Source organism: Pseudomonas sp. 11/12A, from assembly GCF_000800055.1.
GTDB classification, from domain to species: Bacteria; Pseudomonadota; Gammaproteobacteria; order Pseudomonadales; family Pseudomonadaceae; genus Aquipseudomonas; species Aquipseudomonas mohnii.
The window spans coordinates 5,009,665-5,023,401 of the sequence record NZ_JUGV01000001.1; the positions used below are offsets into that span (position 1 = coordinate 5,009,665).

At 62.5% G+C, this 13,737-nt stretch carries 16 protein-coding genes; 3 read left to right on the forward strand and 13 right to left on the reverse strand.

The features are described from left to right. Positions 1 to 96: 96 nt before the first annotated feature. Positions 97 to 816, forward strand: a complete 720-nt coding sequence (locus GQ39_RS23070; RefSeq protein ID WP_047534452.1) for a 16S rRNA (uracil(1498)-N(3))-methyltransferase — start codon at positions 97 to 99, stop codon at positions 814 to 816. A 102-nt stretch (positions 817 to 918) separates the two neighbouring features. Here the strand turns inward: GQ39_RS23070 and GQ39_RS23075 are convergent, their stop codons facing one another. From GQ39_RS23075 to GQ39_RS23085, 3 genes are read right to left on the reverse strand one after another with little or no spacing between them, the layout of a single operon-like run. Then, positions 919 to 1,821 carry a transporter substrate-binding domain-containing protein gene (locus GQ39_RS23075; RefSeq protein WP_047534454.1) on the reverse strand — a complete coding sequence of 301 codons (903 nt, stop codon included), beginning with the start codon at positions 1,819 to 1,821 and terminating at the stop codon, positions 919 to 921. 32 nt (positions 1,822 to 1,853) lie between these two features. Continuing rightward, entirely contained in the window at positions 1,854 to 2,207 is a 354-nt protein-coding gene (locus tag GQ39_RS23080) for a RidA family protein (protein WP_047534456.1), read from the reverse strand. 27 nt (positions 2,208 to 2,234) lie between these two features. Then, complete coding sequence (locus GQ39_RS23085) at positions 2,235 to 3,476, reverse strand: D-amino acid dehydrogenase (protein WP_047534458.1); 1,242 nt, start codon at positions 3,474 to 3,476, stop codon at positions 2,235 to 2,237. Between the two features lie 109 nt (positions 3,477 to 3,585). On the opposite strand from GQ39_RS23085, the gene GQ39_RS23090 reads away from it, so the two are divergent. After that, positions 3,586 to 4,509 (forward strand): LysR family transcriptional regulator, encoded by a 924-nt coding sequence (locus GQ39_RS23090; protein WP_047534460.1) that lies wholly within the window; start codon positions 3,586 to 3,588, stop codon positions 4,507 to 4,509. A gap of 6 nt (positions 4,510 to 4,515) precedes the next feature. On the opposite strand, the gene trhA is transcribed toward GQ39_RS23090, so the two are convergent. Further along, positions 4,516 to 5,133: a PAQR family membrane homeostasis protein TrhA gene (gene trhA / locus GQ39_RS23095; RefSeq protein ID WP_047534461.1), complete on the reverse strand. Its 618-nt coding sequence runs from the start codon at positions 5,131 to 5,133 to the stop codon at positions 4,516 to 4,518. Positions 5,134 to 5,352: 219 nt separating this feature from the next. On the opposite strand from trhA, the gene GQ39_RS23100 reads away from it, so the two are divergent. Beyond that, positions 5,353 to 6,267 carry a LysR family transcriptional regulator gene (locus GQ39_RS23100; protein ID WP_047534466.1) on the forward strand — a complete coding sequence of 305 codons (915 nt, stop codon included), beginning with the start codon at positions 5,353 to 5,355 and terminating at the stop codon, positions 6,265 to 6,267. 117 nt (positions 6,268 to 6,384) lie between these two features. On the opposite strand, the gene madM is transcribed toward GQ39_RS23100, so the two are convergent. The 9 genes from madM to mdcA all read right to left on the reverse strand — a co-directional run bounded on the left by madM (position 6,385) and on the right by mdcA (position 13,642). Continuing rightward, the gene (gene madM / locus GQ39_RS23105) at positions 6,385 to 7,149 is read right to left on the reverse strand and encodes a malonate transporter subunit MadM (protein ID WP_047534467.1); all 765 of its coding nucleotides are present in this window, start codon (positions 7,147 to 7,149) and stop codon (positions 6,385 to 6,387) included. A 1-nt stretch (position 7,150) separates the two neighbouring features. Continuing rightward, on the reverse strand, positions 7,151 to 7,567 hold the full coding sequence (gene madL / locus GQ39_RS23110; protein WP_047534468.1) for a malonate transporter subunit MadL: 417 nt from the start codon (positions 7,565 to 7,567) through the stop codon (positions 7,151 to 7,153). 64 nt (positions 7,568 to 7,631) lie between these two features. Continuing rightward, the gene (mdcH, locus tag GQ39_RS23115; protein ID WP_047534469.1) at positions 7,632 to 8,543 is read right to left on the reverse strand and encodes a malonate decarboxylase subunit epsilon; all 912 of its coding nucleotides are present in this window, start codon (positions 8,541 to 8,543) and stop codon (positions 7,632 to 7,634) included. Next, entirely contained in the window at positions 8,540 to 9,160 is a 621-nt protein-coding gene (locus tag GQ39_RS23120) for a malonate decarboxylase holo-ACP synthase (RefSeq protein WP_047534472.1), read from the reverse strand. Before GQ39_RS23120 ends, mdcH begins: the two co-directional genes overlap by 4 nt. Continuing rightward, positions 9,154 to 9,957, reverse strand: a complete 804-nt coding sequence (gene mdcE, locus GQ39_RS23125) for a biotin-independent malonate decarboxylase subunit gamma (RefSeq protein WP_047534475.1) — start codon at positions 9,955 to 9,957, stop codon at positions 9,154 to 9,156. Before mdcE ends, GQ39_RS23120 begins: the two co-directional genes overlap by 7 nt. Next, a complete protein-coding gene (locus GQ39_RS23130; protein ID WP_047534477.1) occupies positions 9,954 to 10,805 on the reverse strand; it encodes a biotin-independent malonate decarboxylase subunit beta in 852 nt (283 codons plus the stop codon). Before GQ39_RS23130 ends, mdcE begins: the two co-directional genes overlap by 4 nt. Then, positions 10,798 to 11,097, reverse strand: coding sequence for a malonate decarboxylase subunit delta (locus GQ39_RS23135; protein ID WP_047534481.1), 300 nt, complete (start codon positions 11,095 to 11,097; stop codon positions 10,798 to 10,800). Before GQ39_RS23135 ends, GQ39_RS23130 begins: the two co-directional genes overlap by 8 nt. Beyond that, positions 11,097 to 11,972 (reverse strand): triphosphoribosyl-dephospho-CoA synthase, encoded by an 876-nt coding sequence (locus tag GQ39_RS23140; protein ID WP_047534487.1) that lies wholly within the window; start codon positions 11,970 to 11,972, stop codon positions 11,097 to 11,099. Before GQ39_RS23140 ends, GQ39_RS23135 begins: the two co-directional genes overlap by 1 nt. Further along, positions 11,972 to 13,642, reverse strand: coding sequence for a malonate decarboxylase subunit alpha (gene mdcA, locus GQ39_RS23145; RefSeq protein ID WP_047534489.1), 1,671 nt, complete (start codon positions 13,640 to 13,642; stop codon positions 11,972 to 11,974). Before mdcA ends, GQ39_RS23140 begins: the two co-directional genes overlap by 1 nt. Between the last annotated feature and the right edge of the window lie 95 nt (positions 13,643 to 13,737).

The following is a 13,737-nucleotide window of genomic DNA, read 5'->3' on the forward strand; positions in this document are numbered from 1 at the left end:
CTTGCATCCACTGGATTTACGACGGCGGCGCAGTCGAGCGGGAGCAAGCGCCCTCGCCACAAAAGCGACTCCGATCGAATTTAGTAGAGAACTCAAATGAGACTGTCCCGTTTCTTTATCGACGCCCCCCTGAGTACCGGCGAACACGAATTGCCCGAAGCCCAGGCCCATTACATCAGCCGCGTGTTGCGCATGGCCGAGGGCGATCTGCTGCAACTGTTCGATGGCTCGGGCCAGGAGTTCCGTGCCAGTCTGGTTGAGGTCGGCAAGAAGCGTGTCGTGGTGCAGATCGACGAGCAGTTCGCCGGCCAGGTCGAATCGCCACTGCAGATCCATCTCGGTCAGGGCCTGTCCCGTGGCGAGCGCATGGACTGGGCGATCCAGAAAGCCACTGAATTGGGTGTCAGCGAAATCACCCCGATCTTCAGCGAACGCTGCGAAGTCCGGCTCAAGGACGAGCGCGCCGATAAACGCCTGCTGCACTGGCGCCAGGTCGCGGTCAGCGCCTGCGAGCAATGCGGGCGCTCACGGGTGCCGGTGATTCATCCGCCGGTGCTGCTGGCCGATTGGTTGAAGCAGACTCAGGCTGAATTGAAGCTGGTGCTGCACCCGGTGGCCGAACCACTGGTCAGTCATGCCAAGCCTGCGACGCTGGCCTTTCTGATTGGCCCAGAAGGCGGGTTATCGGATGCGGAAGTGGATCAGGCCAAGGGCGCAGGTTTTCATGCGGCCCGGCTGGGGCCACGAGTGTTACGCACAGAGACCGCGCCGGTGGTTGCCTTGGCGGTGGCCCAGCAGCTTTGGGGCGATTTCTAGGTCCCTGTCGCGAGCAGGCTCCCACATTTCAAATGCGTTCCACTGTGGGAGCGAGCCTGCTCGCGATGGCCGCGACGCGGTCTACGGGAAGAGCACAGATAACTATTGCACCGGATCGCTCACCGGCTTGGCAATGATCGCCTTGAGTTCGCTGGTCATCGGAAACTCAAGGTTCAAACCCTTCGGCGGAATCGGCTGTTCGAACCAGCGCTGGTAGATGCCGTTGATTTCCCCCGAACTGTACAGATCCCCCAGTGCGCCGTTGACCAGCGCCAGGAACTGCGGGTCGTCCTTGCGCACCATGCAGCTGTAGATTTCCCGCGATTGTTCCTCTCCCACCACCACCCACTTGTGTGGGTCATGGGCCTTGGCGCGCTCGCCGTAGAGAAGCGCATCGTCCATGTAGAAAGCGGCGGCACGACCCGATTGCAGCATCTGAAAGGCTTCGCCGTGGTCCTTGGCGCTGATCACGAACATGTCGATCTTGTGGTCGACGTTGTAGCTCTTCAGGAAGCGCTCGTTGGTCGTACCGGCAGTCGTCACCACGTTCTTGCCACGCAAGTCGGCGAAGCTTTTGATACCGCTGTCCCTGGCGGTCAGCAATTGGCCTTTTACATAGATGAAGCCATAGGAAAACGCCACTTGCTTCTGCCGCTCGGCGGTCACGCCCGTGGAGCCACACTCCAGGTCCACGGTACCGTTCTGCACCAGAGGAATGCGTGTTTGCGAGGTCACCAGGTTGTACTTCACCTTCAGGTCCGGCAACGCCAATTGTTGCTGGATACGCTCGACAATCTTGCCCGCCAGATCCACCGAATAGCCCATCGGTTTACCGGTTTGATCACCCACGTAAGAGAACGGCACTGACGCATCGCGATAGCCCAGGGTAATGCTCTGGGCGTTGGCGATCTTGCTCAGGGTGCCGGTCAGTGGGGCCTCGTTGGCCTGGACCTGACTCGCGAGCAACAGTCCGAGGGTGCAGCCGAGCAACGTGATTTTTTGCATTGTTATTCTCCGTTGTGGGTTTTAGATGACGGTCATTTCAAACGAGCGGCGATGACAGTGATTTCCACCAGCACCTGCGGTCTCGCCAGCTCGGCCTGCACGGTCGTGCGGCTCGGGGCCTGCCCTGGCGATAGCCAGGTCGACCAGACCTCATTCATGGCGGCAAAATCGTCGGTGATGTTTTTCAAGTAAATGGTCGCGCTGAGCATTTGATCCTTGTGGCTGCCGGCTTCGGCCAGCAACGCATCAATCCTGGCCAGCACTTCGCGGGTCTGACCGCCCACGTCCGAGGCTTCACCCGGCACTTGGCCAGAGAGAAATACCAGATCGCCAAACGTCACGGCGCCAGACAACCTCGGGTTGCTGTGGAGTCGGGTAATGGTCATTGCAGTGTCCTCTTGGCAAATAAAAGATCAGGCGGCCCGGTGGTTGAAACCGTGCATATCGATGGAGGGCCGGCGCTGGCCGATCAGTTCGCTGAGTAACCGCCCACTGCCACAGGCCAGGGTGAAACCCAACGCGCCATGACCGATGTTGAGCCACAGGTTGCGGTAGGCCGTTGCGCCCAGCAGCGGCACGCCGCTCGGCGTGGCCGGGCGCATCCCGGCCCATTCGGTGGCCGCGTCATAGGCCCCAGCATTGGGGAAGGTGTCACGGGCCTGACGCTTGATCAGCGCCAGTCGCTTGGGGTCTATAGCAGGATCAAAGCCAACGATGTCGACCATCGCGGCCACCCGCAACTGCTCGCCGATCCGTGCGTATACGATCTTGCGGTCATAGTCGGTGATGCTCACATCCGGGGCCTGGTGTTCGGGGCCGATGGGCACCGTCAGGCTGTAGCCCTTGAGCGGATACAACGGCAATTGCAGACCGGGCAATGCCAACAGCGGACTGCGGTGGCCGGCGGCGATCACCAATTGATCGACCGGCAACACTTGCTCGCCCAGATCGATGGCGCTGACGCTGCCGTTGGCGTGGCGAATACCGGTCACCGCTTGCCCCAGGCGTAATTCGCAACGCCCGGACGCTAGCAACCGTGTAGCCAATAGCCGGCAGAAAGCATGGCAATCGCCCACTTCTTCGTCCGGCGTATAAATCGCACCGACAAAGGGTGCATCGGCCAGGGCCGGCTCAAGTTGAGCGCACTCGGCCGCCGACAGCACCTGTTGCTGCTGATGGTCGGCCAGCCGCTGGCATGCATGCTCGAAGCTGGCGCGCTCCCGGAAGGTCACCAGTTTGCCGTTGCGCCGCCATTGGAAGCCTGCAAGCCCATCGTCTTCGCGCCATGCCTTCAATGTGCCTTGACTGAACAGCGCCAGCCGCAGCAAGTGTGCGGCGTTCTCACGGTTGACCGAGCGGCGGCAAGCGCCGAGAAAAGACGCCATCCAGCGCCACTGCGCAGCGTCGAACCGCGGGCGCAGCTTCAAGGGTGAATCGCCGCGCAGCATCCAGCCAATGGCCTGCAACGGCACACCGGCGTCAGCCAAAGGTGCGACGTAGCGATAGGAGAGCTGCCCACCATTGGCGAAACTGGTTTCGCTGCCCAACGCGTCCCGCGCCTCGATGACGGTTACCTCAAAGCCGTCGCGCACCAGCGCATAGGCCGTTGCCAGACCAATCACACCGCCGCCGATGATGCACACACGCTGAGCCATGTCCGTCCTTAAAACCGTTGTGATGACGAAGCCGAGGTTAGGGCCAGGTGACAGGCGGCGAACAATGAATAAAGATGCTTAACCCATAAACAAAGGTTATGGATTCGCCATGCGCCTCCGTCACATCGAGATTTTCCAGGCCATCCGCCAAACCGGATCGATCAGCGCCGCCGCGCAATTGCTGCACGTCTCGCAACCGGCGGTGACCAAGGTGCTGCAGCACGCCGAGCAGCAGTTGGGGTTCCCGTTGTTCTTGCGGGTTCGCGGCAAGTTGCAAGCGACGCCCGAAGCGCTGGAGCTGGAGCGCGAGGTCGACAAGGTCAGCGAAAGCTTGCAAGGCGTGCGGCGCCTGGCCCAGAGCCTGCGCCGCGAACCGGGCCACAGCCTGCGGATCGGCGCCACGCCGGCGCTGGCCCTGTCGTTGTTGCCGCCGGCCATTCACGAGTGGACCGCACGCTACCCGGACATCGCCTGCGAACTGTCCAGCGCCCATAGCCGTGAGCTGGTGCAGAACCTGCTGATGCGTGAAGTGGATGTCGCCCTGACGCTGCAAAGACCGGATCATCCGGGACTCAAGGCCCAAGCCTTGGCGGGCGGTGTATTGGTGGTGCTGGCACCGGCGGGTTACTGGCCATCGGCGCAGGCCGGCATGCCATTGTCATTGATGGCCCTGGCCGATGCGCCGCTGATTGGCTTGTCCAGTGCCGACCCGCTGGCCGCCCGGCTCGACAGCTACCTCGAAGCGGTCGAACCGCCGCCCCGGGTGCGCATCGCGGTGCAGACCTATTCGCTGGCCCGGGCGATGGTGGAGTCCGGTGCAGGGCTGGCGGTGATCGATCCATTCACCGCCTTGGGTGCCTCCCCCGCCACAACGACTATTCGCCCTCTCGCGCCACCGCTGCCCATCACCCTGTACGCGGTGACCCGCGCCACGGAACCGCCGCCCCACACTTTGAGCGACCTGTTGCAGGTGTTCAGTCGACAGGCCCAGGCACAACTCGATCGCATTGCTGGTCTTGCGCCGGATCTGTAGGAGCGATCACAGGACATAAAAGAAAATCGCCACGAAGTGCAGCAGGCTCCCGGCAATCACGAACAGATGCCAGATCCCGTGGGCATGGCGCAGGCGATGATCGAGGGCAAAAAAGATAATGCCCACGGTGTACAACACCCCGCCCGAGGCCAACCACGCAAACCCGGCGCCACCCAGCGCCGCCAGTAATGGCTTGACCGCCACCAGTACGATCCAGCCCATCACCGCGTAGATCACGATCGACAGAATCCGCGCTTCCGAGCGCGGCTTGATCTCCTGCAAAATGCCGATCAGCGCCAGCCCCCAGACAATCCCGAACAACGTCCAGCCCCAGGGCCCGCGCAAGGTCACCAGGCAAAACGGCGTATAGCTGCCGGCGATCAGCAGGTAGATCGAAAAGTGATCGACCTTCTGCATGATCACTTTCTTGCGCCCGCGCACGCTGTGGTACACGGTCGACGCGCTGTACAGCACCAGCAAGGTGAAGGCGTAGATCGCCATGCTGACAATCTTCCACGGACTGCCGTCCAGACTGGCGACGACGATCAGCCAGACACCCCCGACAAACGCCGCCACCGCCCCGATCAAATGCGTCCAGGCATTGAGTCTTTCCCCGTGATACATCGGTCATCCACCTCGAAAATCATTAGCCCAACGTACAAGGCTTAGGCCTGAAGCTTAAAAGCGCAATGTTTCAGAACACAATGGCCGGCTTTCTGCTGTCGGGCCTCAAGTTTTACGTTGATCTTCCTGGCGCCATCGCTGGCAAGCCAGCTCCCACAAAGGTCTGCGTAACCCAATGCAATTAGGCACAATCGGGTCATTCCAAAAAGAGTCCGCGCCATGCTGATTGACGAAGAGTTGACCCTGAAAAAACTCGAGGTGTTCCTGGCCTTCATGCGCACCGGCAATCTGGCCCGGGCCGCGGCCGAGTTACAGACCAGCAACGTCAGCGTGCACCGGGCGATCCACTCCCTGGAAAGCGCCTTGCGCTGCCCGTTGTTCAAACACGAAGGCCGCAACCTGACCCCGCTGGAAAGCGCCTACGTGCTGGAAGAACGGGCGCAGAAGCTGATTCAGGACGTGGTCGAGAGCGTACGCCTGACGCGCGAGGCCGCCGGATTTTCCGCTGAACGCTTCAAACTGGGCTCGCTGTATTCGCTGACCGTGAAAACCGTGCCGCAGTTGATCATGGGTCTGAAAATCCGCCGCAGCGAACTCAACATCGACCTGATCCTTGGTTCGAATTTCGACCTGCTCTACAAGCTCAAGAACATGGAAGTGGATGCGATCCTGGTGTCCCTGGACGACAGCATCAACGACCCGGATTGCGAGCAGATCCAACTGTTTTCCGACGATATCTTTCTCGCCACGCCGGCCGATTCGAAGTTCGCCCAACGCACCGAAGTCGACCTCGCCGAAGTGCGCGACGAAACCTTCATCACCCTGAGTCAGGGATTCGCCACCCATCAGGACGGCAAGCGGGTATTCGAGCAGGCGGGGTTCGAGCCAAAAGTGGCGATGCAGGTCAACGACATCTTCACCTTGCTGAGCATGGTCAGTTCGGGGGTGGGTTATGCGTTGCTGCCGGGCAGGATTGCGGCGGTGTACGAGAACCGGGTGAAGCTGATCCCGTTGCAGGAAAAATACCGGTTGCAGCAGCACATCGGCGTGGTGTTTCTCAAGGCCAAGGAGCGTGACCCGAATCTGTTGGCGTTGCTGGCCGAGTGTCGGATGTATGCCAATCGACAGGCCTGAGACCGCGCTGCTGCCAATCGCCAGCAGGCTGGCTCCCACAGAGGGTGTTCCAACAGATCACCCTGTGGGAGCTAGCCTGCTAGCGATGGCATAGCCCAGACAACTCAGAATCTGAAATCAGCCGACAATCCCCCGAACGATGAAGAACAACAACGAAGGCCCAAGCAAACACCCAAGCCCGGTATGGAAGGTCGCCGTCAACGCACCGTAAGGCACCAGCCGCCGATCCGTCGCCGCCAGCCCCGCCGTCACGCCGCTGACCGTCCCGGCCAGGCCGCCAAACACCATGGCCGAACGCGGGTTATCCAGGCCCATCCAGCGCGCCGCCATCGGCGTGCCGACCATTACCAGAATCGCCTTGATCAGCCCGGTAGCAATCGACAACGCCACCAGATCGGAACTGGCACCAATCGCTGCCCCGGTCACCGGCCCGACGATGTAGGTCACCGCGCCAGCGCCAATGGTGGTCATGCTCACCGCATCGCGATAACCAAATGCCCAGGCGATGCTCGCACCGACAATGAACGGCAACACCGTGCCCAGCAGCAGCGCAATCACCCCGATCAAACCGGCCTTTTTCGCTTCCGTCGCCTGCACTTCGAACGCCGTGGCGACGATGGCAAAGTCGCGAAGCATGGCGCCGCCCATCAGGCCGATGCCGGAAAACAGCGTCAGGTCCGCCAGGCCTTTTTGCCCGCCGGTCATGGTGCCGCCGACCCAGGCCAGGACCAGGCCGATGACGATGGCAATCGCCGAGCCGTGAATGCGCCCGAAAGTCAGGCGTTTGGACAACACCACCGACACCCACATGATTACGCCCACGAACGCGAACGCCGTGACCAGACCGTTATGTTCCAGACCTTTCTCGATGAGATCCCACATGTCAGCGACCTCCTGCCGATGCGCCAACCGGGGTTATTTCTGCCGGCTCATCGGGCAAGGGTTCGCCTTTGTGAGTCCGGCTGATCAGAGCAATGGTGCAGCCGCAGACCACCACCGAGCCGATGGCCGCCAGCACCGCCACCGGGCCGCCGTGCAGCGCCGTGACCACGTTCTGCTGCGCGGCCATTGCCACCACCACCGGAATGTACATCGCGCCCCAGAAACCGACGCCCATCTCGCAGTCCTTGGTCATGCCGCCACGCTTGTGCATCCACAACCGCGCGCAGATCAGCAGGATCATCGCGATCCCGACCCCGCCGACGTTGGATTTGACGCCCAGCAACACGCCCAGCATGTCACCCATGATCACCCCTGCCAGCGTACAGATCGCCAACAGCGCCACACCGTAAATAATCATTGTTGTAGTCCTCAAATTGCATCGTCGAATATTGTTTTTGTTGTTCGAAGCCTGAGTCAGTGATCTAGGATTGGCGGCTTCCCTCCTCACGCAACAGCGCCTGCAGGGTATCGAGCCGGGCACCGTCGAAAGCCATCACGGTCCCCTGTTCGAACACCCGGCGCGCCAGCCCGGTCAGCACCGCACCGGGCGGCAGTTCGATCTGTAGACGTACGCCACGCTCATAAGCGCTTTGTACCGTGCCGCGCCAATCCACCACGCGGCACATGTTGAAAGCGAGGTCGTCGCGCAACGCTTCGATGTTGGTCACCATCCGCGCGCGGCTGCCGCTGAGATAACCCAGGACCGGCGTTTTCAGTGGCACCCCGGCGAAGGCCTCGGCCAGGACCTTCGCCGGGGCATCCAGCAGCGGGCAGTGCGATGGCACGCTCACCGCCAGACGCTTGGCCAGCCCGGCACCACGACCTTTCGCCCGTTCGGCGACGGCTTTCATCGCGCCATCGCTGCCGGCGATCACCACCTGGTTATCCGCGTTGATGTTGGCCAGGTAAACCGGCGTGTCGTCGCCGTGAACCTGGGCCAGCAAACCTTCGACCGTCGCCAGATCCAGACCGATGATCGCGGTCATGCCGTAGCCCAGAGGATAAGCCTGCTGCATCAACTCACCGCGCAGGCTGACCAGATGCAACGCATCGCTGAAACTCAGGGCACCGGCCACCACCGCTGCCGGGTAGGCGCCGATGGACAAACCGGCGACGTAGTCCGCAGCGACGGACAACTGCCGCGAAGCCGCCACACCGGCGATCAACAGACACAACTGAACGGCCCGCGTCGACTGCAAAGCCGAAGCAGAATCCAGCAGCAAGACATCCTCACCGAGCACGTCGCTGGCCTCGATCAGGGTTTCCCGAGGCACGCGCTGAAGCATGCCCGGCTGCTGCGCACCCTGACCGGGGAACACCAACAAGCTGCTCACGCTGCCTGCTCCTGCGGGTTCCATGGATCGAGCACCAGAGAAGCCTGGCTTGCGTTCTTAAGCAGCACGCGATTCGAAGAACCGGCCCATTCGCGCAACGCGACGGCGCCGAATGGCGTCTGCAACTGCATGTCCACTACACAGATGGCGCGGTCCAGAATCGCCACCAGCGCCCGAGATTCAGCACGGCTCAGCGGCTGCGGTGTACGAAGTATCAGGTCGAGATCGCTGCCCTCATGCAAGGCTGAAAACCCGCTGGCCAGTTCAAACCCGGCACTGCCGCTGACACCCCAGACCCGACCGCAACCCTCCAGCGTCGGCCGCAATTGAGCCAGGGCCTGAAGCACCGGCAAGTCCCGGTCGATATCGACATGACAGAGCGCCTCCGGCGACACCCGACGGGTGATCGAAGCAATCGCCATCGACGCCGCGTAACGCTGTTCGCGCTGACGGCCACGCACACCGACCGCGACCTGCCCGGCCGCTGACAAGGCGCGCCGCACCACGACCGGTTGCCCGGCGAGGACCGACTCGATCGCCCACGCCGGCGCATCCGCTGGCAACTGCTCCGGGGTCATCCCCCAGAGCAGGTCGTGCGCCAGCAGCGTGTTCACCACTGCGCCCTCAGCAATTGGCGAACCTGGCTGGAGGCCGTGCGATTGGTGGCACCGAGGCGGCCACTCAGGTCGCGTCCCTTGGCAGCGACATCGCCGATGGCCAATGTCAGGCACTCAGCCACTCGCGCCAGATCGTTCGCCGAGGGTTGTTCGATCTGCTCCACCGACAAGGTTTCCCAGAGCAAACCGAGGCTGGCATAACTGTCGATGTCATAGGCCATCGGCGGCACGCTGGCGGCCAGGGCTTCCAGTTCTTCGACACTGCGCAGCGTCACCCGCGCCGCCGAAGCCTTGCCCATGGCATGCACCATCACCCCAGGATCACGCAGGGCAATCAGCCGGTTGGCTTGATAGCCGTGGGCGAGAAACGCCCCGGACATGGCCTTGCCCACCAGCAAACCGATCACGGCATGGCCGGCCAGTCGGGCACGGGCATAGCTGTCGGCGGCACCGGCCAGGGCCTGATGAATGCCGAGCGCTTCTTCGCGCCGGCCATAAGCCTGGCTCGGTACATCAACGATGGCGATCAAGGCCCGTTTTTGCGGTTTGTCCTGATCGGCCGTGATGACTTCGTCCACCGCCTTGGCCAGGCCCCAACCTTCGAGCAAGCCGACTTCACCATGACGGGCACGAACGAAACGGTTGTCCGGATCGGCCACCACCGCGATAAACCGAACGGCTTGTTCACCTAGAAAGCCATCCGCCACCTTCAGCGACGCCGGTAAACCTTCGACCGCTTTGGCGCCAGCACTCAAGGCGTTGAACCAGTTCAAGCCCCTCAGGGAATACGCACTCATGAGCGCTCTCCTTGATACAGATCGCGAACCACTGAAGGCTCGATTTGCGGCCCGGCGTCCAGACGCGCCAGCCGTTGCAGAAACAGTTCGGCCTGTGTGCTGCGTTGCTGCGCGGGCAAACCCTGCTTGAGCAACGCGCTGACCTGCTGGCGGATCTGCGCCACGTCGTCCTCGGCGTAGCGATCCACCAGGCCGGTGGCAAACCGTTGTTCGCCGCCAGTCAGGCTCCAGATGAACGGACGATCCCGCGAGTCGTATTCCTCAAGTCCGGCCTCCTGTTCGATCACCTGCGGGCCGTTCAGGCCGAGACGCGCTTCCTGGGTGACCAGCAAGTAGCTGCACAAGCCGGCGGCAATCGACATGCCGCCGAAGCAGCCAACACTGCCCGCCACCACGCCAATCACGGGTTGGTACTGGCGCAGATCGACAATCGCCGCATGAACATCGGCAATCGCCGCCAAGCCGAGGTTGGCCTCCTGCAAACGTACGCCACCGGTTTCCAGCAGCAGCACGGCACGGGTCGGGATGCCGTTGCGGTTGTCTTCAGCCGCCAGTTCCAAGGCACCGGCCAGTTTCGCCCCGCCCACTTCACCGAGGCTGCCGCCCTGGAACGACCCTTCGATAGCCCCGACCACCACCGGCAAACCGTCGATGCTGCCCTTGGCAATGATCACGCCGTCATCGGCCTGTGGCACCACGCCCTGACGCGACAACCAGGGCGACATGACCCGTTGAAACGGGTCGAGCAATTCGCGAAAGGTGCCGGCATCGAGCAAGGCCTTTGCCCGTTGGCGGGCGCCGAGTTCGACGAAGCTGTGCTTGTGCAGCAGTTCTGCGCTGTCAGTCATGGCCGATCTCCTCGAAACCCTGCTCCAGGCGCAAACGCACCACGCCAGGGGTGGCGCCGAAATCGTGAATGTCGATGTCCATCGCCGGCGGTGTCTGACCGTCGAACATTCGTGCAAACAGGTGCTGCCAGCGTTGTTCGCTGCCATTGACCGAGGTGTGCACGGTGATGGTCAACTTGCCGGCCTGACCCGGCTCGATCAGCACTTCCAGATCGCCCGAGCCGACACAGCCCACCAGTGTGCGGCCGCGTGGCGGCTGCCCGGCGGGGAATTCAAAGGATAAGGTTTCCATCAAAAGGCTCCCTGGTTGATGCCGTCGCCGGACTCGATGCGGTCGATGAACAGGCAGGCGGCGAGCAGGTCGGCAGCACCGCCGGGCGAGGCATTCAGCGCGATTAATTGTTGGTCCAGGTCATGCAAACGACGGCGACCGGCCAGGCTGGCACTGCCACCCGCGTCGAGTACCGCCTGGGCGCCACGTTGCATGGTGTACAGGCCTTGTTCGCCGGCGCGGTACAGCACGCAGGTGTCGGCCAGTCGGGTCATGATCGCCAGCAGCGCATCGAGCCGGGCGTTCTGTTCGCCATGGCCGGCGGCGCGGCTGCGTTTGAGCTGCGGCAGGGCGCGTTGGGTGACTGCCGGAAAGCCCAACTGCGCTTCTTCCCGGGCACCGCGAGCGCCGTAGCGCAGGGTGACCTGGGCACCGTGGCTCAGGGGCCGTGGCGCATGGCGGTCGTCGAGCAAGGCCAGGCGTGCGGCGCGCAGGGCGATGGAACTTGCGGCCGCGGATTCAGGCTCCAGCGCGGCTGCCGCAACCAACAGGCCCAACGCCCAAATGGCCCCGCGATGGGTATTCACGCCGTGGGTGGTGGCGAGCATCGCTTGCTCGCCCTCTCGACCGATCAGCCCGATGGCCTCACGCAGGGGCAAACCGATCTCGCCGATCTCGATGGCGACTTCAGCCATTTCCTTGAACGCCGGCCACAATGCCAGTGCCGAGGCGTGCATCAGCCCCAGGTGCAAATCGGTATGGGCACCGCTGCCGCGTCGGTCCACCAACGCCGGTTTCGGCGACAGGTCCGCTTCGTCGATCAGCGCGTCCACCGCCAGGTCCGCCAGCCGTTCGGCCAGGGTCAGGGTTTTCGCTTGCAGGTTGAATGCGTGCATTACCAGCTCCTGAATTTGGCGGGCGGGTTATAGAGGCCACCGGACCACTCCACCAGATCGGCCACGCTTTTGGCGGCGAGCAACTCGCGGGTGGCGTCGGTGCGCCGGATGCCGAGGTCTTCGGGCAAGGCGATCAGGCCTTCACAGCGCATGCGCGCCGTGTCTTTGGGGTTATGACGCAGGCCGATGGCGGTCACCCCCGCGACGGCGGCGATCATCGCGCGGCGCTCTTCCAGCGAGCGGGCCTTGTACAGGTAGGCAATGCCTTCTTCGGTCAGCAGGTGGGTGACGTCGTCGCCGTAGATCATGATCGGCGCCAACGGCATGCCGCTTTTTTTCGCCACTTCGATTGCATCGAGGGTTTCGACGAAGGTCGGTTTTCCGCCCTCCTGGAAGGTCTCGACCATCTGCACCACGAGTTTCTTGCCGCGCTCGAGCATCGGTTCGGCGGCATCGGCGTGGCGCATGTCGAGCCAGGCCGGCGTACCGTGACGCCGACCACGCGGGTCGTGGCCCATGTTCGGTGCGCCGCCGAAACCGGCAAGGCGTCCTCGGGTCACGGTCGAAGAATGGCCGTCGCCATCGACTTGCAGGGTGGCGCCGATAAACAAGTCCACCGCGTATTGACCGGCGAGTTGGCTGAACATGCGGTTGGAACGCATGGAACCGTCACGCCCGGTGAAGAACACGTCAGGCCGGGCGGCAATGTAGTTTTCCATGCCCAGTTCGGTGCCAAAGCAATGCACGCTTTCGACCCAACCGCTTTCAATCGCCGGGATCAACGTCGGGTGCGGATTGAGCGTCCAGTTGCGGCAGATCTTGCCTTTAAGACCGAGGGATTCGCCGTAGGTCGGCAGGATCAGCTCGATGGCGGCGGTGTTGAAACCGATGCCGTGATTGAGTGACTGAACGTTGTGTTTTTCGTAGATACCGCGAATTGCCATCATTGCCATCAGCACATGCACAGGCTTGATGTGCCGGGGGTCGCGCGTGAACAGCGGTTCGATGTAGAACGGCTTGTCGGCCACTACCACAAAGTCGACCCAGGACGCAGGAATGTCGACGCGGGGCAACTCGCTGACGTCGTCCACCAACTGATTGACCTGGACGATGACGATGCCGTCGCTGAACGCCGCCGGCTCGATCAAGGCTGGAGTGTCTTCGGTACTCGCCCCGGTGTAGATGTTGCCGGCGCGGTCGGCCATGAAACCGGCCGAGAGCACGACGTTGGGAATCAGGTCCACCACCAGCCGTGCATAGAGTTCGATGTAGGTGTGGATCGCGCCGATTTCCAACAGTCCGTCTTCGAGCAACTGGCTGATGCGCAAGCTTTGCGCACCGGCGAAGGCGAAGTCGAGCTTGCTGGCGATGCCGCGTTCGAACAGGTCCAGATGCTCGGCGCGTCCGACGCTGGGCATGATCATGTGCAAATCATGCAGCTTGCCTGGATCGGCCTTGACCAACGAGCGGGAGAGAAAATCCGCCTGCTTCTGGTTGTTGCCCTCCAGCACCACACGGTCGCCGGGCAGAATCAACGCCTCCAGCGCCGCCACGATCTTGTCGGTGGGCAACACCACACCGTCGGCAAGGCCCCGCACCCGTTCGAGACGCCGCTGCTTTTCGCTGCGCCGCCGCGTCCATCGCGAGTCGGGGGATATTGTTGTTGTCATGACCACTCCACGGGTTCGCTGTCGTGGAGTCACCTTAGGAGCGTTGGGTGGGGGGTATCAATCAAGCAGCGAGGTGGATTGTTACGGTCAGGTTA